A 26,854-nucleotide genomic window follows, 5' to 3' on the forward strand; every position below is an offset into this window, starting at 1 on the left:
GCCGCGCTGACCCACGCCGGGCCGGCCGCCGCGGTCTGCGTGCTGGTCGCCGGCCGGCCCCCGGCCGCGTCGGCCGAGCCGGCACCGCAGCTCGGCGCCACCACCACGATCCGGCTGACCGAGCGGTACGCCCACGTCGGCGACCCGCCCGGGGCCCCGTTCAGCCACGACGGCACCGGCCTGGCCGCCCCCGTGCTGCTCGACGGCGACCCGCCGGCCGCGTCGGTGGCTGCCCTCGCCGCGCACCTCGGCGCCGCCGCCCGGCGCAGCGACGCGGTGGGCTTCGCCGAGCTGCTGCCCGAGCGGCGGTGGGTCGAGTCGGCGGGCAACGGGCTGCGCACCGTCATCGGCCGGGCCGGCCGCGACCGGGTCACCGTCGCCTTCGACGACGCCACCCCGCACTGGCTCGTCGGCGGGCGCACCGGCGCCGGCAAGACCGTCTTCCTGCTCGACGTCCTCTACGGGCTGGCCGCCCGCTACTCGCCGGCCGAGCTCCAGCTCTACCTGCTCGACTTCAAGGAGGGGGTGAGCTTCACCGAGTTCGTCCCCACCGTCCGCGACCCGTCCTGGCTGCCGCACGCGCGGGCGGTCGGCATCGAGTCCGACCGGGAGTACGGCGTCGCCGTGCTGCGCGAGCTGCGCCGCGAACTGTCGCGGCGGGCCACCACCCTCAAGCGGCACGGCGTCACCAAGCTCGCCGACCTGCCCCGCGACACCCCGGTGCCCCGCATCGTGGCGGTGATCGACGAGTTCCACGTGCTCCTCGCCGGCAACGACGCGCTGGCCCGCGAGTCGGTCGACCTGCTGGAGGAGCTGGCCCGCAAGGGTCGCTCGTACGGCGTGCACCTGGTCCTGGCCAGCCAGAGCATGACCGGCGTCGAGGCGCTCTACGGCCGGGCCGAGGCGATCTTCGGTCAGTTCGCGCTGCGGGTGGCCCTGCCCGGCGGCGGCGGGGTGCTCGACCCGCTGAACGAGGCGGCCCAGACCCTCCCGATCGGCTCGGCCGTGCTCAACACCGCGGCCGGCGCGGTCGGCGCCGACGCCGTCGTCCGTTTCCCCGACGCGCACGCCGCCGCCGGGGAGCTGGCCGGGCTGCGCCACGAGCTGTGGCAGGCGCGACCGGCGGGCGCGCGTCCCCCGTCGGTCTTCAAGGGCTACGAGGCCGCCCGCGTCGAGGACGACCCGACCTTCGCCGGGCTGCGCCCGGGTGGGCGCCGCCCGCTGGCCCTGGTCGGGCGGACGGTCGACGTCGAGGGCACCTCCGCGCTGTTCATGATGGACGCGACCCCCGGCCGGCACCTGGCCGTCGTCGGGACCTCGGTCACCGGCGCGGAGGTGCTGCGCGCGGCCACCCTGAGCCTCGCCCGGCAGCACGCCCCGGGCGACGCCCGCTTCCTGCTCGCCCCGCTGGTCACCGCCGCCGAGCCCGCCGCCGACGACACCGCCGCGACCCTGGCCGCCGCCGGCCACCCGGTCGAGCGCCTCGACGCGGCCGACCTGCGCCGGCACCTGGGCACGCTCGGCGCCGCGCTGGCCGCCCCCGCCGAGGCGGACGGCCTCGCGACGGGCGGCGCCGCCCCGGTGGCCGGCCGCACGTACGTCGTCGTCTTCGGTGCCGACGCCGCCAGCGGCGCGCTCGCCGCCACCGACCCGGACACGTTCCGCTCGGGCCACGACGACCTGTGGACCGTGCTGCGGCAGGGGCCCGGGCAGGGCGTGCACCTGCTCGGCTGGTGGCGCGGGCTGCGCCGGCTCGCCGACGACCTCGGCGGTGCCCACAACCGCGACGACGTCGCCTGCCTGGTCGCGCTGAACGTGCCCGGCGCCGAGCTGGGGCTGCACCTCGGCGTGCACGACCTCGCGTACGCGCCCCGACCCGACCGGGCGCTCCTGGTCGACCGGCACGACCAGCGCACCCGGCTCATCGTGCCGTTCGCCCGCGAGGGGCACGGCCCGGACGGGGAGGACTGAGGCGGTGTCCACCTTCGAGGAGTACGCGGCGCTGGCCCGGCAACTCGCCGAGCGGCGGCGCGCCGGTGAGCGCGGTGCCGCCGCCGACGCCGACCGGCGACGCAACCTGCACGCCGCCGCGGACCACCTCCAGTACCGGCTCACCGCCCAGGGACAACGCCTCGACCAGCTCGGCCAGGCCATCGGCATCCCGGCGTCCGGCGTGCCCACCGGCCCCGCACCCGTGCCGTCCACGGCGCCTCCGGGTCAGGCACCCGCGCCGTCCGCCGCACCCGCGGGTCAGGCACCCGCGCCACGCGGGACCGCGCCGCAGGCGCCCGCCGGCTTCGGCGCCGGAGCGTCCGCCGGGTCGGTCACGGGGGCCGCCGCCCCCGCTGCCTCCGCCGGTGACGGTGGTCCCGGGGGCGCCCCGCTCGCCGGCGCCGGATCCGGGGAGGGGGAGTTCGCCGGCGCAGCCGGCGCGCCGGGGCGGCCGGGCGTCGGGGCGTACCCCCAGGTCGGGGTGGGGGAGACGAGGCTGGCGCTGCCGACGGCGGCGGGCCCGGCGGCGGCCGGGGTGCCGGCCCCGCGCCCGGCGGAGGTCGACCCGACCGTCGAGTTGGAGCTGGCCCGACGCTACGCCGACGAGTCCGACCGGCACGGGCAGCAGACCGAGTTGCTCGCCCAACGGCCGGCGCTGCTGCCGGACTGGTCGCCGGTGGCCCGGGCGGTCGCCGTCTACGCGGGCTGCGCGGCCGTGGGCGCGATCCTCATGGTGATCATGGTGCTCGCCTCCGGCGTCGGCCTGGTCGACGGCTTCACCCTGGGCGCGTGGATCTGCGCGGGCCTGCCGGCGCTCTCCTTCTTCGCGGGCTACCTGGTGCTCGGCCGCTGGGGACGACCGGCCATCGTCGCCGGCACCCCGCCCCGGTACGTGCACCTCGGCTTCCTGATCTGCTTCGCGGCCGTGCCGGTCGCCTACGTGGCCTTCCTGCTGCTGTTCCGCGTCCTGCGCTGAGCAGGCTCCACACCGGCCCACCGACGCGTCGGAGATCCCGCGATCGGCGCCGGTGTCTTCTGGTGATGGGCCAGCCGGGCCTGTCGAGCTGCCCCGCCCACGAGACCACCTGCCAGTACGGGCCCGCGACGCTCGCGGGGATGTCACCAGTGGAACACCATGGGTGTCACCGGGGCCGGGAGACAACCATGGTGTTCCACCGACCGCTGGCACGCCCTCGCGCCGGACAACCGGTGGCCGTCGCCAGCCGGTTTCGTGCGCGAGGTCTCCGTGCCACTGACGTGTTCGTGGGGTTGCCCGGCGGCTGTGTGGGGGTGGCCGGCGGCTGTCAGTGGGAGCGGACCGGCACCCAGTCCGTGAAGCGCCTGTGCAGGTCCGTCGACTGCGCGCCGGGATTCTGCTGGGCGAGCTGCTCGGCGGCTTCCTCCCGCAGCGTCACGAGGTGAACCATGAGCCCGGGCATGTCGCCCCGGTACTTCGCGAGGAGACGCAGCTTCGCCGGGGAACAGGGCCAGGCGATCCCGCAGGCCCGGCAGCGCCACGTCGGGCGGGACGGTACGTGGAGGTGGAGGGGCGCACTCACCGGCTGGTCCTCGCGTTTCGCCGGGCCGGAGTGCGGCGCGCAGGCGAGGGCGCCTGCGTGGGACGCATCCCGTCGGGTCGCACGTACAACTCGCGGCGGTCGGTCGCCTGGCCGCGCGCGTCGAGTTGGTACGCCTCGATCCACGTCCAGCCGTGATAGGTGACCAGGTCGGTTCGCTCGCGGATCACCCGTACCGTGATCGGCGTGGCGAACTGCGGCGACGCCTCGCGCGCCAGCAGGTACACGCCGGGGCTGACCCGGGGTGTCCCGTCCTCGCGGGTGCCGGCCGTCGCGGCGGCGGGGCGTGTCGCCCAGCGCGACGCCGGTACGGCGTTCGCGGGCCTCGGCACGGGCACGGACGCCTCCTTCCGTGGAGAGTGGATCAAAACGGGACCGCCGTTGACCGGGCGTGCCGTCCTCCTTCCACCCTGGACGAACGCCCCCTAGGCTCGGAACGGTGACGGCTCGATCGCGGAACGTGGCGCGCGGGTTCGGGCCGGTGGGGAATGCTGCGGGAAGTCGTGGAAGGGTGTGGAAGCCGTGGGAATCTCTCCCTCGGAGTACCTGCTTCGTGAGCTGAGACGACGCCGGTCGGCCGCCGGGTTGACCCAGGCGCAGCTCGGTGAGCTGGTCTTCTGCTCGGACTCCCAGGTGAGCGCGATCGAGACCGGGACGAAGCCGCCGACCGCGCCCTACCTGGCCGCCGTCGACAGGGCGCTGGACACCGGCGGATACTTCGCGACGCTCTGGAACGAGCTGGTCAAGGGCGACGCTGCGCCGATCTGGCTGCGCGAATTGATACAGATCGAGCGGGAGGCGACCGCCCTGCGCTGGTACGAGCACGCGTTCGTGCCGGGACTTCTCCAGACCGAGGCGTACGCCCGAGCCACCTTCCGGGCGGCGCGGACGCCGGTTGCCGAGCTGGACCAGCGGGTCGCCGCGCGGATGGAGCGGCAGGCGGTGCTCGCCCGCGAGCCGAGTCCGCTGCTCTTCGTGGTGCTCGACGAGATGGTGGTCCGGCGGGCGTGCGGTGGTCCCGACGTTATGGCCGAGCAGCTCGAACACCTGCTGACCTGCGCCGAGCAGCCGCATATCCAGTTGCAGGTCGTGCCGCTGTCCGCTGGCATCTACTCGGGACTGGCCGGAGCATTCATCCTGGCGGACCTGCCCGACGGCTCGCGCGCCGGTTACGTGGACAACCAGCTAGCCGCACAGATCGCGGGGCAGCCCGATCTGGTTGCTAGCCTGGGCGTGTCGTGGGACGCGGTCCGCGGCGAAGCCCTCCCGTTGGGGCAATCACTCGACGTACTCAGGGAAGCGGCGAAGGCATGGACATCCTGACCGGTGCGCGGTGGCGCACGTCGTCCCGCTCGTCGACGAACGGTGGGGCCTGCGTCGAGGTGGCCGACAACCTGCCCGGTGTCGTCGGCGTACGGGATTCGAAGGACCCGGCCGGTCCCGCGCTGGTCTTCACCCCGACCGCCTGGCGGGCCTTCGTCGCCCAAATCAGCGACCGCGCCTGACGACCCGGCTCGCCGCTCGGCTGCCCGCCCGGCGGGTGGTGATCAGGCGCGCTCGACGATGACGACCGGGATCTCCCGGTCGGTCTCCTTCTGGTAGCGGGCGTAGGTCGGGAAGACGTCGGTCATCACCTGCCACAGCCGCGGCCGTTCCTCGGCGGTGGCGGTACGCGCCGTGCCCCGGAACTTCTCGGCCCCGACCTGCACCCGCACCTCCGGTTCGGCGCACAGGTTGAGGTACCAGGCAGGGTGCCGCGCCGCCCCGCCGTTGGACGCCACCAGCAGGTACCGGTCGCCGTCGCGGCCGTAGATGAGCGCGGTACGCCGGAGCGTGCCCGACCGGCGTCCCCGGGTGGTGATCAGCAGGGCGTCGTAGCCGTGGTACTTCCCGCCGTCGGCGCCGTCGGTCGCCACGTAGCGCTCCACGTGGCTGGCCACCCAGTCGACCGGGCTGTCCTCAATGGTCTCCGCCATCCGGCCAGCGTAGCGGCCTCAGCGGTAGTCGTCGGTGCGCCGGACGGCGCCGAAGCGGGGAAAGGTCCGCCCGACGGCGAACTCGTGCTCGTCGGCGGCGAGGCCGGACATCGCGTCGGCCACGAACTCCAGCTCGTAGCCGTGGTCGCTGGCCGCGCGGGCCGTCGACTCGACGCCCATCGTGGTCACCAGGCCGGCCAGCACCAGGGTGTCCACCCCGCGCAGGCGCAGCTGCTCGTCCAGGTCGGTGCCGTGGAACGCGCCGACGGTGCGCTTGACGACCACGACGTCGCCCGGCTCGACCAGCCCCTCGGCGAAGCCGCTGCCCGGCGGCTGCTCGGCCACCCCGGGCCGCTCGACGCGGACCTGGACCACCGGGCGGCCCTGCGCCCGGAACACGGCGGCGAGCCGGCGGCACCGGTCGAGGACCTCGTCGCCGCGGTGCGGGGCCAGCTCCAGCGCGATGATCCGGGGCATCAGGTCGATGAGTACGAGGGCCGTCGTCACGCGGGTGATCATAGGTGGCGGCGGCGGAGGTCAGGGGTCGGTGAGCAGCAGCCAGTCGTCGTCGAGCGGGGCGACCTGCGTGCCCTCGGGCCAGACGTGCGGGCCGGCGGCCGTCGCCCGCGCCTGGTCGACCAGAGGGCGGCGGGCGAACGTCGCCCCGTCGAAGGTGACCGGGCCGAGGAAACGGGCCCGCCCGAAGTTCGTCGCCCCCTCGAAGCGGGCCCGCTCGAACCAGGTCTCGTCGCCGAACTCGGTCCACCGGAACAGGGCCAGGTCCGCGAAGCGGGCCTGCCGGAACCCGGCGTAGCCGGCGAACGCGGCGTGGTCCATCGAGACGCCGCTCAGGAAGACCGCCTCGCGGAAGGTCGCGCTGTCGGTGAAGCGGGCCGCGTCGAAGCTCGCCGTCCGGTGGAACGTGGCGCCCCGGAAGGAGGCCCGGGCGATGGTGGCCCGCCGGCAGGACAGCCTGCCCGCGAGGTCGGCCCCCTCGAAGCTGACCCCGCCGGCGACCCGGGCGTGGTCGAGGACGATCTCGGCGTCCCCGCGCAGGCCGTCGCAGACCAGGTCCGCGAAGGTCGCGCCGAGGGACAGCCGCCCGCGCACGGTCGCGCCGGCCAGGCTGGTGGTGCCGGCGCAGACCGCGCCGGTGAGGTCCGCGTCCTCCAGCGTGCAGCCGACGGCGTCGAACCCGTCGAGCCGGGCGCCGGTCAGGTCCAGCCTGACCCCGGGCCAGAAGGCGTCGTCGTCGGCGCGCAGGTGCCGGGTCAGCACCCGCTGCGCGGTGCGGCGCACCTCCGCCTCGCGCGCGTCGTCCTGCGGCGCCGGCATCCGCAGGTACGCGCAGAGCACCGCCACGATCGTCTCCCGCTGCGCGGGATTGTCCTGCCCGAGCCGCTCCAGGGCGTGCAGGCCGCCCAGGCGTACGGCCGCGTTGTCGTTGCCGAGCAGCTCGACGGCGCTGGTGTACAGCTCGGTCAGCCGGCGCTCGGCGGCGTCGTGCTCGGCCGCCTCGGCCTGCCGCTCCTGGTGGCGCTGCCCGGCCTCGGCCACCGCCTCCGCGTGCGCCTGCACCCGTTCCCGGTGCGCCTGGTCCTGCGCGGCGACGGCCTCCTGGTGCCGCTGGGCGCGTTCGCCGATCCACTGTCGCCGGGCGGCGAGCAGCAGCGCGAGCCCGCCGCCGGTGCCGGCGACCACGGTCAGCCCGGTCCGGATGGCGTCGATGCGCAGCGTCGCGCGGGTGTCCGGCTGGGCGGCGCGGTCAGCCTCGCCGAGCAGCCAGTCGAGCACCAGCCAGCCGAGCAGCGCGGCGACCAGCAGCCCGACGAGCACCAGCCACCACGGCATCACCCGCAGCGGCTCTTCGCGGGGCGGTGTCGGGCGCACGGGTCACAGCATGCCACCGCGCCCGGCCCGACGTGGGGCACCGTCCCTCGTGGACGACTGCGCCGGGTTTGCCGGTTCGTGCCCCTGGCGCGACAAGAGGTTACCGGCCCGTAACTTGTTATTGACGATCGCGAATGACGGCCAGCATCATCGTCCCACGATCGATCGGATCCCCACCCGCCGTCCCCGGGCCACCGGGTACCTCCCGCCGGAGGTGCAGCCATGCTGCTCCGAAAGATAGTCCTCACCGCCACCGTCGTCGCCGCGCTGCTCGTGCCGGCGACCGCCGCGACGGCCGCCCCCGACCGTCCCGCCACCACCACGACCGCCGCCGCCACGACCACCACCACGGCCGCCGCCGGCAATCCCGTCATCGTCGTCGGCGGCCTGATCGGCGTCTCCATCGCGTACGAGCCGATCGCCGCGCGGCTGCGCGCCGACGGTCACCGGGTCTTCGTCTACCAGTTGCCGGGGCTCGGGTTCGGCGACATCCGCGACTCCGCCCGCGCCTTCTCCGGATTCGTGGACCAGGTCCGCTCGGCCACCGGGGCGTCCCGGGTGGACCTCGTCGCCCACTCCGAGGGCGGCCTGGTCTCCCGCTGGTACGTCAAGTTCCTCGGCGGCGCGGACGCCGTCGGGCGCTACGTCAGCCTCGGCAGCCCCCAGCAGGGCACCTACGTGGCCAACATCCTGCGCGTCGTCGGGCTCGGCAGCTGCGCCGGAGTCGTCGCCTGCCAGCAGATGTCCATCGGCTCGGCCTTCCTCGCCGACCTCAACGCCGGCGACGACACCCCCGGCGCGGTCCGCTGGACCACCGTGCGCACCTGGCAGGACGAGCTGGTCCGCCCGGTCGACAACGCCACGCTGGCCGACGGCGCGACCAACGTGCTGATCCAGGCCGCGTGCCCGCTGCGCGCGGTCGGCCACCTCGGCCTCGTGCTGGACGGCACGGCGTACTCGATCGTGCGGCAGGCGCTGCGCGGGGAGGCGATCCGCCCGCACTGCCTCGCCCTGTAGCGCCGCGCGCGGGGCGGGCGGCCGGGCGTCGTCCGCCCCCGAGTCACGTCAGGTGGCCCTGGTGAGGGCCGCGTACTCGTCGTCGGTCAGCCGCACCTCGGCGGCGGCCACGTTCTCCTCCAGGTGCGCCACCGACGAGGTGCCCGGGATCGGCAGCATCACCGGCGACCGGCGCAGCAGCCAGGCGAGGGCGAGCTGGGCGGGCGTCGCGCCGTGCCCGGTGCTGATCGCGTCCAGCGGGCCGCCCGGCCGGGCCAGGTTGCCGGTGGCGATCGGGAACCAGGGGATGAAGGCGAGGTCGTTGCGCTCGCAGTGCTCCAGCACGGCCTCCGCGCCGCGGTCCGCCAGGTTGTAGAGGTTCTGCACCGAGACGATCGGGGTGATGCTCCGGGCCGCCTCGATCTGCTCGACGGTCACCTCGGACAGGCCGATGTGGCGGATCTTGCCCTCCTGCTTGAGCAGCGCCAGCTCGCCGAGCTGGTCGGCGAGCGGCACCTGCGGGTCGATCCGGTGCAGCTGGTAGAGCCCGATGGCCTCCAGGTCGAGGTGCCGCAGGCTCAGCTCGCACTGCTGGCGCAGGTATTCCGGGCGCCCCACCGGCCGCCAGTCGCCCGGACCGGAGCGCGTCAGGCCGGCCTTGGTCGCGACGACCAGGTCGTCGGCGTACGGGTGCAGGGCCTCGCGGATCAGCAGCTCGCTGACGAAGGGGCCGTAGGAGTCGGCCGTGTCGATGAACGTCACGCCCAGCTCGTAGGCCCGGCGCAGCACCCGTACGGCCTCGGCCGGATCCTTCGGGTCGCCCCACACGCCGGGGCCGGTGAGCTGCATCGCCCCGTAGCCGAGCCGGTCGACCTGGAGGTCGCCCCCGATCCGGTACGTCCCGGAGGCCTTGGCGGGCTGCTTGCCGGCGTCGTTCGCCATGCGTGGATCCTCCATCCTGTTCGTCCGTCTCCAGCGGCCAATCCCACCACCACCGCAGGGGACTTTTCCCGCCGATCGCCGCCCGCACCACGACCGGGCGGTTCGAGACCGGGATCACCCGCCCCCGGGCCGCACGTGCGCCGGGGCCGGCACGTGGTCGAGGTGGGTGTCGCGGAAGGGCCGGGTCAGCGGGCACGGGTCCAGCCGCAGCGCGGCGAGGATCGCCCGGTGCTGGCACTCGGCGAACAGCCGGGGCGCGTCGTCGAGCGGCACCTCCCCGCGCAGCGCCGCGCCGAGCACGACGATGTCGACCGCGCCGACCCCCAGCGGGGCGAACACCGCCGGATCGTCCCCGCTCGGGCCGGGCGGCGGCGGGGCGTCCAGCGGGTGGAGCGTGCCGTCGAAGCCGGCGAGGACCTCGTCGCCGTCGTCGTCCCAGTGTTCCGTCACCCAGCCCCGGTCGGAGAGGTAGCGGTGCGTCTCCCGGCCGCCGACGTGCACCGTCGCCCGCATGACGCTGGAGTCGAAGACGTCGAAGGCGACCGCCGGCTCGCGCGTGAGCAGGGTGATCAACTGCGCCAGGTCGTCGACCTCGGCGTAGCCGCTCTCCTCCTCCTCGCGCGGGACGACCGCCCACCGGCGCTCGCCGACCTCCGTCACGTACGCCTCGGTGCCGACGTCGGTCAGCACCCTGCGGATCTCCGCCAGGCCGCCCACGGCCAGGATCGTCTGGTAGCTCGTGCCCACGCCGGCAGCGTAGGGCGGGGGTGGGACAGCGCCCGGCCGCCGCGACCGGTGCCTCCGCAGCCCCGCCGGGGAAAACGGCGCGACGGGGCCGCAACCGGGCCGGGCCGCCGACGAAGTTGACCGGAGCGCCCGTGCCGACGGGCCGCCCGTGCGACGCTGGGCCCGTGCCGGCTCGGCGTCGACCACGGGTCGTCGCGGGCGGCGCGACGCGGGAGGGAGCGCCATGACGGGAGTGCCGCAGGTCGACTTCGCGCTCGACACGTACGAGTGCATCGTGCTGTATCCCGGCGCGGCCGGGCGGGCGCTGCCGGCGGAGACGGTGCAGCGGTTGCAGGCCGAGCACCTCGCGCACATGCAGGCCCTGCAACGGCGGGGGATCATCCTGGTCGCCGGCTCGGTGGACGGCCCGGCCCGCGAACCCGACCCGCCGATCGGCTTCGGCCTGGCACGCACCGGCTCGGTGGACGACGTGCGCAGCGTGATGGAGGCCGACCCGGCCGTGCAGGCCGGGCTCTACCGGGTGGACGTGATGACCTTCCTCTGCCCGGAGGGCTCGCTGGACTTCCCGCTGGTCAAGACGCAGAGCTGAGCCGTCGGCGGTCGCCACCCGCCACCGGCCACCCGGCGCCGCGCCGACCCGACCCACGCGGCGTCCTCGGGGCGGTGCCGAGGACGCCGTCGACCGGGTGCCGGCGAGGCCGACCTGCGCGCCGGGCGAGGTCGAACCGGGCACCGGGCGACGTCGACCCGCGTGTCGGCCGACGTCGACCTGCGCGTCCGGCGATGTCGATCCGTGCGCCGGGTCGGCCGGCGGGGAGCACCCGGCTGTCCGTTCGCGCCGGGGGCGTACGATTCCGGCGCGCGGTCGCCGATGCCCGCCGCCTCAACGTTCCGGCGTGGGTTCCGCCCGCCGGCTGCGCGCGTGCCGCGCGTCGTTGGACAATGTTCCGCAGTCCGCAAGGGGTCGGCCCAGAGCCCGACCCGGAGGAGAGACTAGCCTGATGGGCGTGACACGCCGCGCGAAGATCGTCTGCACTCTTGGTCCCGCCACCTCGTCGCCGGAGCGCATCCGGGGCCTCGTGGAGGCCGGCATGAACGTGGCGAGGCTCAACTTCAGCCACGGCAGCCACTCCGATCACGAGGCGGTGTACCGGCTGGTCCGCGAGGCCGCGGACGCGGCCGGCCGGCCGGTGGCCGTGCTCGCCGACCTGCAGGGCCCGAAGATCCGGCTCGGCCGGTTCGCCGACGGCCCGCACGAGTGGCGCACCGGCGACTCGGTCGTCATCACCGGGGACGACGTCCTCGGCACCAAGGAGCGGGTCTCCTGCACCTACCGCAAGCTTCCGCAGGAGGTCAAGCCCGGCGACCGGCTGCTGATCGACGACGGCCGGGTCGCCGTCGAGGTCACCGACGTCACCGGCAACGACATCCGCTGCCTGGTCACCGAGGGCGGCCCGGTCTCCAACAACAAGGGCGTCTCGCTGCCGAACGTGGCGGTCAGCGTGCCGGCGATGTCCGAGAAGGACGCCGAGGACCTGCGTTTCGCGCTCGGCCTGGGCGTCGACCTGATCGCGCTCTCCTTCGTCCGCTCGGCGGACGACATCAAGCTGGTGCACAACATCATGGCCGAGGAGGGCGTGCACCGGCCGGTGCTGGCCAAGGTGGAGAAGCCCGAGGCGGTCGACTGCCTGGAGCAGATCGTGCTGGCCTTCGACGGCGTCATGGTCGCCCGCGGCGACCTCGGCGTGGAGCTTCCGCTGGACCAGGTCCCCCTGGTGCAGAAGCGGGCCGTGCAGCTCTGCCGGGAGAACGCCAAGCCGGTCATCGTGGCCACCCAGATGCTCGACTCCATGATCGAGAATTCCCGGCCGACCCGCGCCGAGGCCTCCGACGTGGCCAACGCCGTGCTCGACGGCGCGGACGCGGTGATGCTCTCCGGTGAGACCAGCGTCGGCAAGTACCCGGTGCTCACCGTCAGCACCATGGCGAAGATCGTCACCACCACCGAGTCCGGCTCGATCGGGGTGCCGCGCCTGCAGCACGACCCCCGTACGCACGGTGGCGCGCTCACCGTCGCCGCCTCCTCGATCGCCCGGGCCATCGGCGCGAAGGCCCTGGTCGCCTTCTCGCAGACCGGCGACACCGTGCGGCGGCTGTCCCGGCTGCACTGCGACCTGCCGCTGCTCGCCTTCACCCCGGTGCCCGAGGTGCGCAACCAGCTCGCCCTCTCCTGGGGCGTGGAGACGTTCCTGATGCCGTTCGTCGAGCACACCGACGACATGTTCCGCCAGGTCGACCAGGCGCTGCTCGGGCTCGACCGGGCCAACCCCGGCGACTACGTGGTGATCGTCGCCGGCAGCCCGCCCGGCACCCCCGGCTCGACCAACACGCTGCGCGTACACCAGCTCGGGTCGCTGGTCGACGCGGCGTCGGCGCGGGCCTTGCAGTGAGCGACGCGGACGTCGCGGTCGGGCAGGCCGCGGTCGACCAGCTCCTGGAGGTGCTCGACCTGGAGCACACCGGCGGGATGACCTTCCGGGGGATGAGCCCCCCGGTCGGTCCCCAGCGGGTGTACGGCGGCCAGGTCGCCGGCCAGGCCCTGGTCGCCGCCGGACGCACCGTCGACCCGGCCCGCTTCGTGCACTCCCTGCACGGCTACTTCGTCCGCCCGGGCGACCCGGCCGAGCCGATCGTGTACGAGGTGGAGAACGTCCGCGACGGCCGCTCGTTCTCGGTGCGCCGCTCGGTGGCGCTCCAGCACGACAAGCCGATCTTCTTCATGTCGGCGTCGTTCCAGCGCACGGAGGAGGGCCTGGACCACCAGGCCCCCACCCCGCCGGACGTGCCGGGCCCCGACGAGGTCCCGACGATGACCGACCGGCTCGCCCGCTATCCCGAGCGGCTCGGCATCTGGGCGCAGATCCCGCGCCCGATCGACGTCCGCTACGTCGGCGAGCCCGGCTGGGTACGCCCCGGCGACCGCCCCGCCGACCCGCACCAGCGGGTCTGGATGCGCATCGACGGCAAGCTGCCCGACGACCCGCTGCTGCACGCCTGCGCGCTGACCTACGCCTCCGACCTGACGCTGCTGGACTCGGTGCTCTCGGTGCACGGCGAGGTGTGGGGCCCGGGCGGCGTGGTCGGGGCCAGCCTCGACCACGCGCTCTGGTTCCACCGGCCGTTCCGCGCCGACGACTGGTTCCTCTACGACTGCTGGAGCCCGTCCGCCTCCGGCGCGCGCGGGCTCGCCACCGGCCGCATGTTCACCATCGACGGGCACCACATCGCCAGCGTCGTGCAGGAGGGGCTGCTGCGCCGCGTCGGCGACTGAGCTGGCGCGGCCCGGTCGGCTGCTGCGCCGCGTCGGCGACTGAGCCGTCCCGGGCGCGGCCCGGTCGACCGGGAGGCGCAGGTGGTGGCGGCACATCGCCGTCGGCCGATCGGCCGAGGGGTGATCGTCCGGGCGGGGCGGCCAGGCGACTAACCTTGCCGCATGCGCCTCTCCGCCCGGGTCGACTACGCTCTCCGCGCGGTCGCCGAGCTCGCCTCGGTGACCGGCGACGCAGGGCCCGGACGAAGCCGGCCCGTGACCGCCGACCAGCTCGCCCGCGCCCAGGAGATCCCGCCGAAGTTCCTGGAGAGCATCCTGCTGCAACTGCGCCGGGGCGGCATCGTGCAGGCCCAGCGCGGCCCGGAGGGCGGCTACTGGCTGGCCCGCCCGGCCGGGGAGATCTCGCTGGCCGAGGTGATCCGGGTGATCGACGGCCCGCTCGCGCACGTGCGCGGGCAGCGCCCCGAGGAACTCGGCTACCACGGGGCGGCCCGGGCCCTCCAGGAGGTCTGGATCGCCCTGCGGGCCAGCGAGCGCGAGATCCTGGAACTGGTCACCGTCGCCGACGTGGCCGGCGGCACCCTGCCGGACCGGGTCGTCGAGCTGGCCGCAGACCCCCGCGCCTGGACCTGACCCCGCCCGGCTGCGCACCCGCTCCGGTCCGTCGCCGTGCCCTGGCGCGCAGCCGGCGCGGGCGCAGGCCCACCTCCGTCGCGTTGGTCCGCGTCGGCTCGCGCCGTCCCCCGCCGGTCCCGCCCTGGTAGCCCCGCCGGCTGGCGTCGCCCCGGGGTGTCGTCTCACTGACCGGTTGAAGGCTTGACCGCGGCACGCCCCGTGCCGCATTGTCGACCAAGTCGATAGGAGATGCCGAAAAGTCAGGGGGCGCTCGTGCGCAAGCTGCTGGTCCTCGCGCTGGTCGGGCTCGCCGCGCAACTCGTCGACGGCGCGCTCGGCATGGCGTACGGGCTGACCTCCTCCACGCTGCTGCTGCTCGTGGGAGTGGCGCCGGCCGCCGCGTCGGCCTCCGTGCACCTGGCCGAGATCGGCACCACGCTGGCCGCCGGGGTGGCGCACTGGCGGTTCGGCAACGTCGACTGGCGCGTCGTCGCCCGGATCGCCTTCCCCGGGGCCGTGGGCGCGTTCGCCGGCGCGACCTTCCTCAGTTCGATCTCCACCGCCTCGGCCGCCCCGTGGATGGCCGGCATCCTGTGTGCCCTCGGGGCGTACCTGCTGGTGCGCTTCTCCCGGCCGCTGCGCACCGACCGGCGCGGCGGCCGGCTGCGTGGCCGCTTCCTCGGCCCGCTCGGCCTGGTCGCCGGCTTCGTCGACGCCACCGGCGGCGGCGGGTGGGGCCCGGTCGCCACGCCGGCCCTGCTGGTCAGCGGGCGGATGGAGCCGCGCAAGGTGATCGGCTCGGTGGACACGTCCGAGTTCGTGGTGGCCGGCGCCGCGAGCCTCGGCTTCCTGATCGGGCTCGGCTCCGAGGGCTTCCTGCTGCCCATGGTGGCCGCGCTGCTCATCGGCGGCCTGATCGCCGCGCCGATCGCGGCCTGGCTGGTGCGCATCGTCCCCGCCCAGCTGCTCGGCGCGGCGATCGGTGGCGTGATCGTGCTGACCAACGCCCGTACGCTGATGCGCTCGGCCGACCTCGGCGGCCCGGCCCGACCGGCCGTCTACGCGCTGCTGGCCGTCGCCTGGGCCGTCGCCCTCGCCCTGGCCGTCCGGGCGCTGCTGCGCACCCGCCGCGACCGGGCCGTCGCCGCGACCGCCCTCGCGGCCGGCACCCCGACCGGCGCCCTCGCGGCCGGCACCCCGACCCCAGCGGCCGTCCCTACCTCGGCGCCCGCCGCGGCCACCGACCGCGTCCCGACCTCGCCGGCCGCGCCGACGGTGGCGCCACTGCGGACGCCGGACCACCTGCTCGCCCCCGAGCCGGCAACCACCGCCGGCCCATCGCGGAGATCTTGGTAGGAAAGTGCCCCCGCAGGGGCCGTTTCCGACCAAGATCTCCCGACGCGAAGCGACGCGGGGCGGCGCGCGCCGGCCGCGTCGGCGTGGGTGGCCCGGTGGGGCGGGGTCTCAGTGGGGGAGGAGGGCGGTCGCGGCGTCGGCGAGGAGGGTCCACGCCTCGTCGACGTGGGCCTCGGTGGTCTGCGGGGAGCCGACGGCCAGGCGCAGCGTGTACCGGCCGTTCACCCGGGTGTGCGTCAGGTGCACCCGGGAGGTGGCGTTCACCCGGGCCAGCAGCTCCGCGTTGACCTCGTCGTCCGCCGCCAGCCGGAAGCACACCAGCGAGTACGGGTGCGCCCCCACCAGCGCGAACCGCTCGTCGGCGCGGACCCGGGCGGCGAACCGGGCGGCGAGCGTCACGCCGGAGCGGATGTGCGCCCGCAGCCCCTCGGCGCCGTACCAGCGCAGCACGAACCAGAGCTTCAACGCCCGGAACCGGCGGCCCAGCGGCACCTGCCAGTCCCGGTAGTCGATCACCGCGCCGGACTCGCTGGCGGCGTTGCGCAGGTACTCCGGCAGCACGCTCAGCGCCTCGATCAGCTCGGCCGTGTCGGCCACCCAGAACGCGTCGCAGTCGAAGCCGGTGAGCAGCCACTTGTGCGGGTCGAAGCAGTACGAGTCGGCGTACTCCAGGCCGACGTGCCCGAACCGCAGCTCGGGGCAGACCGCCGCCGCTCCCGCGTACGCGGCGTCGACGTGCAGGAAGACCCCGTACTCGGCGCAGATCGCGCCGATCTCCGGCAGCGGGTCGATCGCGGTCGTGGAGGTGGTGCCGACGGTGGCCACCACGATCGCCGGGACGACGCCGGCGGCCACGTCCGCCTCGATCGCCGCGCGCAGCGCCGCCGGGGACATCGCCTGCGTCTGCGGGTCGACCTCGACCGGCCGTACGCCGTCGGCGCCCAGCCCGGCGATCCGCGCGGCCTTCTCGATGGACGAGTGGCCCTGGGTCGAGGCGTAGGCGCGGTAGCGGCGGTCGACGCCGACCTCGCGCCACCGGCCGCCGCCGGCCCGGTGCAGCGCGACCAGGGTCGCCACCAGCGTCGCCGAGGACGCCGAGTCCTGGATCACCCCGCCGCCGCCGGAGCCGGAGCGGAACCGCTTCGGCAGGTCCAGCAGGTCGGCGAGCCAGTTCAGCAGCACCGTCTCCAGTTCGGTGCACGCCGGCCCGGTCGCCCAGAGCATGCCCTGCACGCCCAGCCCGGCGCTGACCAGGTCGCCCAGCACGCTGGGCCCGGACGTGTTGGCCGGGAAGTAACCGAAGAACCCCGGGTGCTGCCAGTGGGTCAGCCCCGGCGTGATCAGGGTGTCCAGGTCGGCGAGGACGGCCTCCACCGGCTCGCCGTGCTCCGGCGGGCCGGCCGGCAGCCGGGCGGCCACCGTCCCGGGCGGGTCCTGCGAGGTCACCGGGCGCTGCTCCAGCGTCGCCCAGTAGTCGGCGATCCAGTCCACCACGGCATGCCCGGCGCGGCGGAACTCGTCCGGGGTCATGTGCTCAGCCACGCCCTGAGTCGATCAAGAATCCTGGCCGGGGGCAAGGGAAGCCGGGGCATGCCCGGCGCGGGGGAGGCCGGCGGGGAGGGTCGGGACCCGGGAGGGAACAGCGCATTGTCCGCAGAAAGCGCTTGCCCTAGCATCGCAGGTGCGCGGAGCCACCCCTCGACGCCGCCTAGCCGGGACACCCACGCCGCAGCGACGGCGCCGGGGTGCCGACACGGAGCGGCGGCGTCGACACCGACGCCGGATCGGCGGCGTCGGCCCACCGCCGCCAGCGCGGCGTGTCCTCCCGCCGGCCCGGGCAGGCCGACGGCGACGGTTCCCGCGCGCCCGACCTCTCCGGAGGACACCCATGCCCGTCACCCACCGCCGCGTCGCGCTGCTCGCAGCGGCCGCCGCGGCCGCACTCGTCGCCGGTACGCTCCCGACCCTCACCGCCGCGGCTGCCGCCGCCGGCTGCCGCGTCGACCACCGGATCACCAACCAGTGGCCCGGCGGCTTCGGCGCCGACGTCACCGTCACCAACCTGGGCGATCCGGTGAACGGCTGGACCCTCACCTGGTCGTACCCCGCCGGCCAGCGGGTCACCCAGGCGTGGAACGCCCTCGTCGACCAGTCCGGCGCCCAGGTGACCGCCCGCAACGTCGACCACAACGCGGTGATCGCCACCGGCGCCAGCACCACCTTCGGCTTCAACGGCTCGTGGGAGGGGAGCAACCCGTCGCCGACCGGCTTCGCCCTCAACGGGACGGCCTGCACCGGCGACCCGACCACGCCGCCGCCGACCACGCCGCCGCCCACGACGCCGCCGCCGGCCGGCGCGGTGCAGATGGAGGACCTCGACCGAGGGCTGGTCAGCGTCCGCTCCGGCACCGGCAACCTGGTCTCCTGGCGGCTGCTCGGCACCGAGACCACCGGGGTGGCCTTCAACCTCTACCGCGGCGCGACCAGGGTCAACGGCAGCCCGATCACCGGGGCCACCAACTACCTCGACAGCGGCGCGGCGGCGGACGCGACCTACACCGTGCGCGCCGTGGTCGGCGGCACGGAACAGGCCGCCTCCGCAGCCGCGCTCCAGCTCCCCGCCGGCCACCTCGACGTGCCGTTGCAGGTGCCGCCGGGCGCGAGCACGCCGAGCGGCGAGAGCTACACGTACTCCGCCAACGACGCCTCCGTCGGCGACCTCGACGGCGACGGCGACTACGAGTTCGTGGTCAAGTGGGAGCCGTCCAACGCCAAGGACAACTCCCAGTCCGGCTACACCGGCAACGTGTACGTCGACGCGTACACCCTCACCGGCACCCGGCTGTGGCGCGTCGACCTGGGCCGCAACATCCGCGCCGGGGCCCACTACACCCAGTTCCAGGTGTACGACTACGACGGCGACGGCCGCGCCGAGGTGGCCATGAAGACCGCCGACGGCACCCGCTCCGGCACCGGCCAGGTGATCGGCTCCGCCACCGCCGACCACCGCAACTCCAGCGGGTACGTCCTCGCCGGCCCCGAGTACCTGACCATGTTCGACGGCCGCACCGGCGCGGTCCTCTCCACCGTCGCCTACGACCCGCCGCGCGGCACGGTCTCCTCCTGGGGCGACAGCTACGGCAACCGGGTCGACCGCTTCCTCGCCGCCACCGCCTACCTCGACGGGCAGCGCCCCTCCCTGGTGATGGCCCGCGGCTACTACACCCGGGCGGTCGTGGCGGCCTGGGACTTCCGCGACGGCGCCCTGCACAAGCGGTGGACCTTCGACTCCAACGCCTCGGGCAACGGCGCCGCCTTCGGCCAGGGCAACCACAACCTCTCCGTCGCCGACGTCGACGCGGACGGGCGTCAGGAGATCGTGTACGGGTCGGCCACCATCGACGACGACGGCCGCCTGATGTACGCCACCGGGTTCGGCCACGGCGACGCCCTGCACGTCGGCGACCTCGTCCCCGGCCGCGCCGGCCTGGAGGTCTTCACGATCCACGAGTCCGGCAACCAGCCGGCGGCCGACCTGCACGACGCCCGCACCGGTCGGGTCGTCTGGCAGCGGCCGAACAACGGGGGAGTCGAGGGCCCCGGCCGGGGCGTCGCCGCCGACGTCCACGCCGGCAGCCCCGGCGCCGAGTTCTGGGGCGCCGGCACCCACATGGGCGACCTGTTCAGCGCCACCGGAGCCGTCGTCGGGCGCAGGCCGTCCTCGGCGAACTTCCTCGTCTGGTGGGACGGCGACCCGGTCCGCGAGCTGCTCGACGCCACCCGGATCGACAAGTACGGCACCGGCGGCGACACCCGCCTGCTGACCGCCAGCGGCGTGGCGGCGAACAACGGCACCAAGTCCAACCCGGCGCTCTCCGCCGACCTGTTCGGCGACTGGCGGGAGGAGGTCGTCTGGCGCACCAGCGACAGCCGCGCCCTGCGGATCTACAGCACGCCCACGCCCACCGGCAGCCGGATCCACACCCTCATGCACGACCCGCAGTACCGGGTCGCGGTCGCCTGGCAGAACACCGCCTACAACCAGCCCCCGCACCCGGGCTTCTTCCTCGGCGACCAGATGGCCGCCCCGCCCACGCCCGACATCCACCTGCGCTGAGCCGGCACCCGGCCGGTGGGGGCCTCGTGACGCCCCGTCGGCCGGTCACGAGGGGGTGGGACAGGCACCGGGCCGCAGCCGCGGAATCCGCACAGCTCCGGCCCGGTGCCCCACACCGCGGCATCCCCGACCCGTCCCGACCGGGAATGCCGTACCACCACCGGGGACAAACCTAGGCGGGCCACGCGTCGCCCCGGTGACGCCGACGTGAAGATCGTGTTTCAGCCCTCGCGGCGCAGGCCACCGGCCACCTGTTCGGCGATCAGCTCGTACGAGCGCACCCGGTCGGCCACGTCGTAGACCAGCGTGGTCAGCATCAGCTCGTCCGCGCCCGTGCGCGCCAGCAGCTCGCCGAGCTGCCGCCGTACGGTCTCCGGGGAGCCCGTCGCCTGCCCGTCCCGGCGCTGCCGGACGAACTCGCGCTCGGCCTCCGTGTAGGGGTACGCCGCCGCCTCGTCCGGCGTCGACAGGGGCTCCGGCCGACCCGAGCGCAACCGCAGGAACGACAGCGCCGCCGGCCCCGCCAGCCACTCCGCCCGCTCGTCGGTGTCCGCGCAGACCGCGTTGACGGCCACCATCGCGTACGGCTCGGCCAGCCACTTCGACGGCCGGAAGTTCTGCCGGTACAGCGCCAGCGCGGGCACCGTGTTCTGCGCGCTGAAGTGGTGCGCGAAGGAGAACGGCAGGCCCAGCAGCCCGGCCAGCTGGGCGCTGAACCCGCTGGAGCCGAGCAGCCAGACGGCCGGCTGCTCGCCGAGGCCGGGGGTGGCCGTGATCTGCCCCGGCCGTTCGCCGCTGAAGTAGTTCATCAGGTCTGCCAGCTCCCTGGGGAAGCCCTCCGCCGACAGCCCCTCCATCGTCCGGCGCAGCGCCAGCGCGGTCACCTGGTCGGTGCCCGGGGCGCGGCCGATGCCCAGGTCGATGCGGCCCGGGTGCAGCGCCTCCAGCGTGCCGAACTGCTCGGCCACCACCAGCGGCGCGTGGTTGGGCAGCATCACCCCGCCCGAGCCGAGCCGGATCGTCGACGTGTGCGCCGCCAGGTGCGCCAGCAGCACCGCCGGGGCGGAACTCGCGATCGCCGGCATGTTGTGGTGCTCGGCCACCCAGAACCGGCGGTACCCGAGTTCCTCCGTGCGCCGGGCCAGCTCGGTGGTGTGCCGCAGCGCCGCGCCGGCGGTGGCGCCGGCCGCGACGGGGGCAAGATCGAGAACAGACAGCGGTACGTTGATCACACGGTTGGCCAACCCCGCCGACCTCGGGTTTGTTCCCCGGAGCAGCCGGGCTCACGGCGCCCGCCGCGCCTACCGCAGGCGCTCAGCCCATGCCGCGCGCCTGCTCGAAGATCAGGCTCGTCTGGGTGTGCAGCACCGCCGGGTCCACGGCCAGGTGGTCCAGCACGAAGTCCCGCAGCGCGTCCGCCGAGGCCGCCCGCACGTGCAGCACGTAGTCCTCCGCGCCCGCCACGTGGAACACCGCCACCACCCCCGGCAGCCGCACCGACCGGGCCCGGAACGCGTCCACCGCCGCCCGCTCGTGCGCGGTCAGCCGCACCGACACCAGCGCCTGCAACGGCAGCCCGACCGCCGCCGGATCCACCTCCGCGTGGAATCCGCGGATCGCCCCGCACTCCCGCAGGGCACGGGTGCGGGTCAGGCACGTGGAGGGGGCCACCCCGACCCGCTCGGCGAGGGCGTTGTTCGGCAGCCGGCCGTCGGCGGCCAGCTCCGACAGGATCGCCCGGTCGGTGTCGTCCAGGTCGGCGAACCGCCGCACATCATTCGTCGCAAGGGGCATGGAGACATCATCCATCGAATCCTCCCGCCCCTCCAAGGACAATTACCGAATCATGTTCGGAACTATTGCCCCGGGTTGGCGCTATGTTCGATCCTTCCGGCATGACGACCGTGGACACCAGAGCCGTGCACGCCGGCCGCGACGACCTCGCCGCCCTCGGCGTCCACGTGCCGCCCATCGACTTCTCCACCACCAACCCGCTGCCGTCGGTCGACGCCGGCGGCGACGCGTACGAGGCCCTCGCCACCGGAGGCACCCTGCCCGCCGGCGGCAGCGCCGTCTACCAGCGCCTGTGGAACCCCACCGTGGCCCGCTTCGAGACGGCCCTCGCCGACCTCGAAGGCACCACCGACGCCGTCGCCTTCGCCAGCGGCATGGCCGCCCTCACCGCCACCCTGCTCGCCGCCACCCGGGACGGGAAGCGGCACCTCGTCGCCGTCCGCCCCCTCTACGGGGGCACCGACCACGTGCTCGCCACCGGCCTGCTCGGCACCACCGTCACCTGGGCCCGCGCGGGCGAGGTCGCCGCGGCCGTCCGCCCCGACACCGCCCTGGTGATCGTCGAGACCCCGGCCAACCCCACCCTCGACCTGGTCGACATCGCCGCCCTCGCCCGGGCCGCCGGCGACGTGCCCCTGCTCGTCGACAACACCGTCGCCACCCCCGTGCTCCAGCAACCCACCCGGCACGGCGCCGCGCTCGTGCTGCACAGCGCCACCAAGAGCATCGGCGGACACGGCGACGTCCTCGCCGGCGTGGTCGCCTGCGACGGTGACTGGGCCGCCCGGCTGCGCCAGGTCCGCGCGCTCACCGGCGCGGTCCTGCACCCCCTCGGCGCGTACCTGCTGCACCGCGGCCTGCAGACCCTGCCGGTGCGGGTCCGCGCCCAGCAGGCCGGCGCCGAGAAGCTCGCCGCCTGGCTCGCCAGCCACCCCGCCGTCGCGCGGGCGCACCACCCGTCGCTGCACGACCCCGCCGGGCTCGTCGGACGGCAGATGAGCGGCCCCGGCAGCCTCCTCGCCTTCGAGGTGCGCGGCGGCGCGCCCGCCGCGGCGGCCGTCGCGAACGCCTGCCGGCTGATCACCCACGCGGTGTCGCTGGGCGGCGTGGACACCCTCATCCAGCACCCGGCCTCGCTGACCCACCGGCCCGTCGAGGGGGAGGCCAAGCCCTGCGGGGGCCTGCTGCGCATCTCGGTGGGTCTGGAGGACGCGGAGGACCTGCGCGCGGACCTGGCCCAGGCCCTCGCCGAACTCGGCTGATCCTCGGCCCTCCGGTCGGAACCTCCGGCCGGTGGTCGACTGGCCCTCGGCCGTCGGGTCAGGACTTCGGGCCGACGTGGCGGTCGAGGGCGACGACGGCCTCCCGGCGGGCCACGGAGAGGCAGTTGCGGCGGTTCATCCGCCAGGCGACGCCGAGCAGGTCCAACGCCTACTGGCAGAGCCCCATGATGTCGGCGGACTCGTTGACGAACATGTAGCGCGGGTAGACGTACTCCCTGCCGCGCATCGTCACCCGGTTGCTCGTCCGGCAGCCGTCGGAGTGGAACAGGCCGCGAACGAAGTCGCCGGGGTGCGCGGTGACGATCTCCCGCTGCCAGTCGGTGAGGACGATCGGTCGCTCGGTGACCAGATGACCGTCCCCTAGGTAGCGACCGAGCAGGTAGGGGTAGGCCGCGGGATCGGTCGGATTGCCGACCTGGGGGGAACAGCGGAAACAGCGGGCGGCGGTGCCGACCACGACCGGCTCGGGCCGGTCGACGCACCAGTGCCAGACGGTGCTGTGGGGCTGGGAAATGGCTCGGGCGACTGACCGAATGTTGTTGCCACGGGCGCGAAGTGCTCGGGCGCGGGCACGCATCTCAGGTGGGTGCACGCGGAAATCATCGAACAGATGTGTGACAGAAGTGCCGGGAGCGGGACTTGAACCCGCACGCCCTCTCGGGCAGATGCTTTTGAGGCATCCGAGTCTGCCGATTCCTCCATCCCGGCTTAACCCCCTGCGCGGGGTCCGGCCCACTGTACCCGACTAGGCTCATGCGGGAGCATGGGTGGTAGCCGTGCCGGGAACGATGGTGGGAGTGGCCCGTGGCCGAGACGCAGACGGACGTCGAGCGCAGGCGCGTTCTGATCGCCGAGGACGAGGCGCTCATCCGGCTGGACCTCGCCGAGATGCTCGTCGAGGAGGGGTACGAGGTCGTCGGGGAGGCCGGTGACGGGGAGACCGCCGTCCGGCTCGCCGAGGAGCTCAAGCCGGACCTGGTCATCCTCGACATCAAGATGCCGATCATGGACGGGCTGGCCGCCGCCGAGCGGATCGCGGGCGCCCGGATCGCCCCGGTGATCATCCTGACCGCGTTCAGCCAGCGTGACCTGGTGGAGCGGGCCCGGGCGGCCGGCGCGATGGCGTACCTCGTGAAGCCCTTCCAGAAGAGCGACCTGGTGCCGGCGGTGGAGATCGCGCTGTCGCGCTACTCGGAGGTCGCCGCCCTGGAGGCGGAGGTCGCGGGGCTGACCGACCGGCTGGAGATCCGCAAGACGGTCGAGCGCGCCAAGGGCGCGCTGATGACGACCTACGGGATGACCGAGCCGCAGGCCTTCAAGTGGATCCAGCGCACGGCGATGGACCACCGGATGACCATGAAGGAGGTCGCCGAGCGGATCCTCGCCGAGACCGCCGGCGGCGAGGTCGCCCAGCCCGCCTCCTGACGGGGCCGCGACACGCCGGAGAGGGCTCCGGGGGCTCCTCGCGGGAGCAGTTGATCGATAGCATCTGATCCATGTGGACCCGGCGGCTGGTGGCGGTGCTCGGTGTCCTCGTGGTGCTGCTGGCGGGCTGCGACCGGGCCCCGGCGGAGCCCACCGACGAGACCCTGCGCCCGCAGTGGCAGCCGCTGACCCTGCCGGCGCCGTCGGGCGTCCCCGGCCGGCCGCTGCTGCGCGACGCCGTGGCCTGCGCCGGCCGGTGGTACGTGGTCGGCGGCGTGGCCGACGCGGCGGGGGAGACCCGGCCGGCGGCCTGGGGCAGCGCCGACGGCGTGTCGTGGACGGCGCTGCCGCTGACGCCATCGAGCCACTACGGCCGCCAGCACGTGCTCTACGCGGCCGCGTGCCGCGACGGTCGGCTGGCGGCGCTCGGCGCGAAGAACGGCGGCGCGCACGGCAACCCGCGCACGGGCACCTGGTCGCAGTCGCCGGGCGGGGAGCTGCGCGAGGCGTCGGCGCCCTTCGAGCTGTACGCCGGCCCGCGTGCGGTGAGCGTGGCGCGGCTGGCGGCGGGCCCGGCCGGCTGGCTGATCGCGGGGGCGCGGATCGACGGGGCGGCGGTCTGGACGTCGCCGGACGGCGAGCGGTTCACGATCCGGGAGGGCGCGCCGGAGCTCGCCGGTGACGGGCGTGGCCGGACGGTCGCGTACGACGCGGTGGCCGTGTCGTCGGGGTGGTGGGTGGTGGGGGCGGTGCTGCCGCCCGGCGCGACGGCGCAGGCGCCCCTGGCCTGGAGTTCGGCCGACGGCCGGGCCTGGCGGCGGGTGGCGCTGCCGGTGCCGGACGGCCGCGGCCAGGCCCAGCGGGTGACGTCGGTCGACGGCGCGGTGGTGACGGTCGGTCCGGTGCGCGACGGGTTCGCCGCCTGGCGGCTGACCGGCGGCGAGTGGCGTCGGGCCGGCGGCTTCGGCGCGGCCGGTCCGGGGGTGTCCTCGGTCGGCGCCCTGGTGCCGGCCGGGCGGGAACTGGTCGCGGTGACGGGGGACGGCGGGGGTCGCGGACTGTGGCTCTCCGTCGATGCCGGGGACTCGTGGCGGGCGGTGGCCATGCCGGCCGCGGTGCCGGATGGTGGGAACACCGCCGTGGCGGTGGCCTCGCAGAATGATCGACTGTTGTTGGTGGCCGACGACGGGGCGGCGTCCCGTGCCTGGTCAGTCGGGTTGCCGACCATCGATCGGTAGGGGGTCGACACGGTTCGACCCGTTACCGAAGAAACGAAGGTGAGGGGCTTTCGCGACCGACGGTTCTTACAGCGATCGTTTCGAATCCGCCACGCCGTGTAACGGTTCGGTCAACCCCCTCCCCTGGGGCTTTCGTCACAGCTGAAAGGTGGGATAGCGTCCGGCCCCAGACCGGCGACGACGGTCTGGTTCGTCCGCCCCCGCAAGGGCCAATCGGCAGCGGGTGGTTCGGACCATGGGACGGAGGAGGGTTCGGGCCTTGAGGCAGAAGCTCGCGCGCGTTATCGGTGGGGTCGCCATGCTGGCGCTCGTCGCCGGCGGCACCGCATGCTCCAGCGGTAGCGACGACACGGCGTCCGGTGGCGACGCCTGTGGCAACAAGATCGCGTTCTTCGGCGCGCTGACCGGCAGCTCGGCGGCGCTCGGCATCAACGAGAACAACGGCGTCAAGCTGGCCGTCGACAAGTACAACAAGGAGAACGCCGACTGCAAGGTCGAGCTGGTTCCCCTGGACTCGCAGGGCAGCCCGGACCAGGCGCCGCAGCTGGCGCAGAAGGCCATCGACGACACCAAGATCCTCGGCATCGTCGGCCCGGCCTACTCCGGTGAGTCGGAGGCCGCTGGTCCGCTCTTCAACGAGGCCGGTCTGGTGACCATCACCCCCTCCGCGACCCGCCCCAGCCTGGCGGAGCAGGGCTGGAAGACCTTCTTCCGCGCGGTCGGCAACGACTTCAGCCAGGGCCCGGCGGCCGGCAACTACATCAAGAACGTGCTGAAGGCCGACAAGGTCTACGTCATCGACGACCAGTCCGCGTACGGCGCCGGCCTGGCCGACGAGGTCAAGAAGCTGCTCGGCCCGGCGGTCGTCGGCTCGGACAAGGTCCAGGGCGAGGGCAAGCAGGTCGAGTTCTCCGCCGTGGTCACCAAGGTCAAGGCCGCCAACGTCAAGGCGATCTTCTACGGCGGCTACTACCAGGAGGCCGGCCTGATCCGCAAGCAGCTCACCGCTGCCGGGATCACCGCTCCGCTGATCGCCGGTGACGGCGTGAACGACGCCGCGTACATCACCTCCGCGGGTGCGGCGGCGGCCGAGGGCACCATCCTCACCTGCCCGTGCCAGCCGGCCGCCGAGGCGCGCGGCACCTTCGTCCAGGAGTACAAGGCGCTCAACGGCGCCGACCCGGGCACCTACAGCGACACGGCCTACGACGCGGCGAACATCCTGCTCGCCGGCATCAAGGCGGGCAAGACCACCCGTGAGGGCCTGCTGGAGTTCGTGAAGGGCTACAGCGGCGAGGGCGTCGCGGCGAGCTACAAGTTCGTCGAGGGCGGCGAGCTCGACCCGGCGCAGGTGAAGGTCTGGGCCTTCAAGGTCGTCGGCGGCAAGGTCGTCCCGGACCAGGAGATCCCGAAGTCCTGACGCCGGTCGCTGCTACAGCGATTGATCGGTGATCGCGGGTGCGGCCGGGAGCTCGCTCCCGGCCGCACCCCAATATTAACTACACAACCAGGTGGAAGTAGCCATCAATGAACTTACAAAACCAGTTCTACAAATACGGGACAAACACGACGGCC

Annotated in this window: 26 protein-coding genes and 1 tRNA gene; 15 read left to right on the plus strand and 12 right to left on the minus strand. The window is 74.4% G+C overall.

From position 1 onward, the window contains the following. Positions 1–1,971: FtsK/SpoIIIE domain-containing protein (locus AB0G08_RS27310; protein ID WP_358092910.1), on the plus strand; the 1,971-nt coding region annotated here is incomplete at its 5' end. Between the two features lie 4 nt (positions 1,972–1,975). Further along, positions 1,976–2,968 (plus strand): hypothetical protein, encoded by a 993-nt coding sequence (locus tag AB0G08_RS27315; protein ID WP_358092913.1) that lies wholly within the window; start codon positions 1,976–1,978, stop codon positions 2,966–2,968. Positions 2,969–3,296: 328 nt separating this feature from the next. Here the strand turns inward: AB0G08_RS27315 and AB0G08_RS27320 are convergent, their stop codons facing one another. Continuing rightward, positions 3,297–3,551, minus strand: coding sequence for a flavin reductase (locus AB0G08_RS27320; protein ID WP_358092916.1), 255 nt, complete (start codon positions 3,549–3,551; stop codon positions 3,297–3,299). Then, positions 3,548–3,907: a hypothetical protein gene (locus tag AB0G08_RS27325; protein ID WP_358092918.1), complete on the minus strand. Its 360-nt coding sequence runs from the start codon at positions 3,905–3,907 to the stop codon at positions 3,548–3,550. Before AB0G08_RS27325 ends, AB0G08_RS27320 begins: the two co-directional genes overlap by 4 nt. Before the next feature lie 184 nt (positions 3,908–4,091). Between AB0G08_RS27325 and AB0G08_RS27330 the strand changes: the two genes are divergently transcribed. Beyond that, complete coding sequence (locus AB0G08_RS27330) at positions 4,092–4,892, plus strand: helix-turn-helix transcriptional regulator (RefSeq protein WP_358092921.1); 801 nt, start codon at positions 4,092–4,094, stop codon at positions 4,890–4,892. Then, complete coding sequence (locus tag AB0G08_RS27335) at positions 4,880–5,074, plus strand: DUF397 domain-containing protein (protein ID WP_358092924.1); 195 nt, start codon at positions 4,880–4,882, stop codon at positions 5,072–5,074. The genes AB0G08_RS27330 and AB0G08_RS27335 overlap by 13 nt, the downstream gene beginning before the upstream one ends. Before the next feature lie 42 nt (positions 5,075–5,116). Here AB0G08_RS27335 and AB0G08_RS27340 read toward each other — a convergent pair whose 3' ends face one another. From AB0G08_RS27340 to AB0G08_RS27350, 3 genes are read right to left on the minus strand one after another with little or no spacing between them, the layout of a single operon-like run. Continuing rightward, positions 5,117–5,545, minus strand: coding sequence for a nitroreductase family deazaflavin-dependent oxidoreductase (locus tag AB0G08_RS27340; protein ID WP_358092927.1), 429 nt, complete (start codon positions 5,543–5,545; stop codon positions 5,117–5,119). Positions 5,546–5,563: 18 nt separating this feature from the next. Further along, complete coding sequence (locus AB0G08_RS27345; protein ID WP_358092930.1) at positions 5,564–6,052, minus strand: isochorismatase family protein; 489 nt, start codon at positions 6,050–6,052, stop codon at positions 5,564–5,566. Positions 6,053–6,082: 30 nt separating this feature from the next. Next, positions 6,083–7,435 carry a pentapeptide repeat-containing protein gene (locus AB0G08_RS27350; protein WP_358092933.1) on the minus strand — a complete coding sequence of 451 codons (1,353 nt, stop codon included), beginning with the start codon at positions 7,433–7,435 and terminating at the stop codon, positions 6,083–6,085. Positions 7,436–7,657: 222 nt separating this feature from the next. Between AB0G08_RS27350 and AB0G08_RS27355 the strand changes: the two genes are divergently transcribed. Beyond that, positions 7,658–8,452, plus strand: coding sequence for an alpha/beta fold hydrolase (locus AB0G08_RS27355; protein ID WP_358092936.1), 795 nt, complete (start codon positions 7,658–7,660; stop codon positions 8,450–8,452). Positions 8,453–8,500: 48 nt separating this feature from the next. On the opposite strand, the gene AB0G08_RS27360 is transcribed toward AB0G08_RS27355, so the two are convergent. Both AB0G08_RS27360 and AB0G08_RS27365 read right to left on the minus strand, forming a co-directional pair. After that, positions 8,501–9,373 carry an aldo/keto reductase gene (locus AB0G08_RS27360; RefSeq protein ID WP_358092939.1) on the minus strand — a complete coding sequence of 291 codons (873 nt, stop codon included), beginning with the start codon at positions 9,371–9,373 and terminating at the stop codon, positions 8,501–8,503. Positions 9,374–9,487: 114 nt separating this feature from the next. Further along, positions 9,488–10,120: a hypothetical protein gene (locus AB0G08_RS27365; protein ID WP_358092942.1), complete on the minus strand. Its 633-nt coding sequence runs from the start codon at positions 10,118–10,120 to the stop codon at positions 9,488–9,490. 223 nt (positions 10,121–10,343) lie between these two features. Here AB0G08_RS27365 and AB0G08_RS27370 point away from each other — a divergent pair, with 223 nt between their 5' ends. From AB0G08_RS27370 to AB0G08_RS27390, 5 genes are all read left to right on the plus strand, one after another. Then, on the plus strand, positions 10,344–10,709 hold the full coding sequence (locus AB0G08_RS27370; RefSeq protein ID WP_358092945.1) for a YciI family protein: 366 nt from the start codon (positions 10,344–10,346) through the stop codon (positions 10,707–10,709). Positions 10,710–11,121: 412 nt separating this feature from the next. Beyond that, positions 11,122–12,570, plus strand: coding sequence for a pyruvate kinase (gene pyk / locus AB0G08_RS27375; protein ID WP_358092948.1), 1,449 nt, complete (start codon positions 11,122–11,124; stop codon positions 12,568–12,570). Next, positions 12,567–13,451, plus strand: a complete 885-nt coding sequence (locus AB0G08_RS27380) for an acyl-CoA thioesterase II (RefSeq protein WP_358092951.1) — start codon at positions 12,567–12,569, stop codon at positions 13,449–13,451. Before pyk ends, AB0G08_RS27380 begins: the two co-directional genes overlap by 4 nt. A gap of 162 nt (positions 13,452–13,613) precedes the next feature. Further along, positions 13,614–14,084 (plus strand): Rrf2 family transcriptional regulator, encoded by a 471-nt coding sequence (locus AB0G08_RS27385; RefSeq protein WP_358092954.1) that lies wholly within the window; start codon positions 13,614–13,616, stop codon positions 14,082–14,084. Between the two features lie 255 nt (positions 14,085–14,339). Then, positions 14,340–15,422 carry a TSUP family transporter gene (locus AB0G08_RS27390; protein ID WP_358092957.1) on the plus strand — a complete coding sequence of 361 codons (1,083 nt, stop codon included), beginning with the start codon at positions 14,340–14,342 and terminating at the stop codon, positions 15,420–15,422. Positions 15,423–15,530: 108 nt separating this feature from the next. Here the strand turns inward: AB0G08_RS27390 and AB0G08_RS27395 are convergent, their stop codons facing one another. Beyond that, positions 15,531–16,964, minus strand: coding sequence for a pyridoxal-dependent decarboxylase (locus tag AB0G08_RS27395; protein ID WP_358092960.1), 1,434 nt, complete (start codon positions 16,962–16,964; stop codon positions 15,531–15,533). A gap of 346 nt (positions 16,965–17,310) precedes the next feature. Between AB0G08_RS27395 and AB0G08_RS27400 the strand changes: the two genes are divergently transcribed. Beyond that, positions 17,311–19,539 carry a cellulose binding domain-containing protein gene (locus tag AB0G08_RS27400; protein ID WP_358092962.1) on the plus strand — a complete coding sequence of 743 codons (2,229 nt, stop codon included), beginning with the start codon at positions 17,311–17,313 and terminating at the stop codon, positions 19,537–19,539. 221 nt (positions 19,540–19,760) lie between these two features. Here the strand turns inward: AB0G08_RS27400 and AB0G08_RS27405 are convergent, their stop codons facing one another. Then, entirely contained in the window at positions 19,761–20,783 is a 1,023-nt protein-coding gene (locus AB0G08_RS27405; protein ID WP_358092965.1) for an LLM class flavin-dependent oxidoreductase, read from the minus strand. A gap of 70 nt (positions 20,784–20,853) precedes the next feature. After that, positions 20,854–21,333, minus strand: coding sequence for an Lrp/AsnC family transcriptional regulator (locus tag AB0G08_RS27410; protein WP_357868549.1), 480 nt, complete (start codon positions 21,331–21,333; stop codon positions 20,854–20,856). Positions 21,334–21,416: 83 nt separating this feature from the next. Between AB0G08_RS27410 and AB0G08_RS27415 the strand changes: the two genes are divergently transcribed. Continuing rightward, a complete protein-coding gene (locus AB0G08_RS27415) occupies positions 21,417–22,595 on the plus strand; it encodes a PLP-dependent aspartate aminotransferase family protein (protein ID WP_358092968.1) in 1,179 nt (392 codons plus the stop codon). A gap of 169 nt (positions 22,596–22,764) precedes the next feature. On the opposite strand, the gene AB0G08_RS27420 is transcribed toward AB0G08_RS27415, so the two are convergent. Then, on the minus strand, positions 22,765–23,073 hold the full coding sequence (locus tag AB0G08_RS27420) for a hypothetical protein (protein ID WP_358092971.1): 309 nt from the start codon (positions 23,071–23,073) through the stop codon (positions 22,765–22,767). Between the two features lie 167 nt (positions 23,074–23,240). After that, positions 23,241–23,324: transfer RNA gene (locus tag AB0G08_RS27425), tRNA-Leu, on the minus strand. A gap of 96 nt (positions 23,325–23,420) precedes the next feature. On the opposite strand from AB0G08_RS27425, the gene AB0G08_RS27430 reads away from it, so the two are divergent. From AB0G08_RS27430 to AB0G08_RS27440, 3 genes are all read left to right on the plus strand, one after another. Then, entirely contained in the window at positions 23,421–24,041 is a 621-nt protein-coding gene (locus AB0G08_RS27430; RefSeq protein ID WP_357868559.1) for a response regulator, read from the plus strand. Between the two features lie 71 nt (positions 24,042–24,112). Continuing rightward, positions 24,113–25,279: a hypothetical protein gene (locus tag AB0G08_RS27435; protein ID WP_358092974.1), complete on the plus strand. Its 1,167-nt coding sequence runs from the start codon at positions 24,113–24,115 to the stop codon at positions 25,277–25,279. Positions 25,280–25,538: 259 nt separating this feature from the next. Next, positions 25,539–26,699, plus strand: a complete 1,161-nt coding sequence (locus tag AB0G08_RS27440) for a branched-chain amino acid ABC transporter substrate-binding protein (RefSeq protein WP_358092977.1) — start codon at positions 25,539–25,541, stop codon at positions 26,697–26,699. The last annotated feature ends 155 nt before the right edge of the window (positions 26,700–26,854 follow it).

It is taken from the genome of Micromonospora sp. NPDC023644 (assembly GCF_040640115.1).
Taxonomy (GTDB): domain Bacteria; phylum Actinomycetota; class Actinomycetes; order Mycobacteriales; family Micromonosporaceae; genus Micromonospora.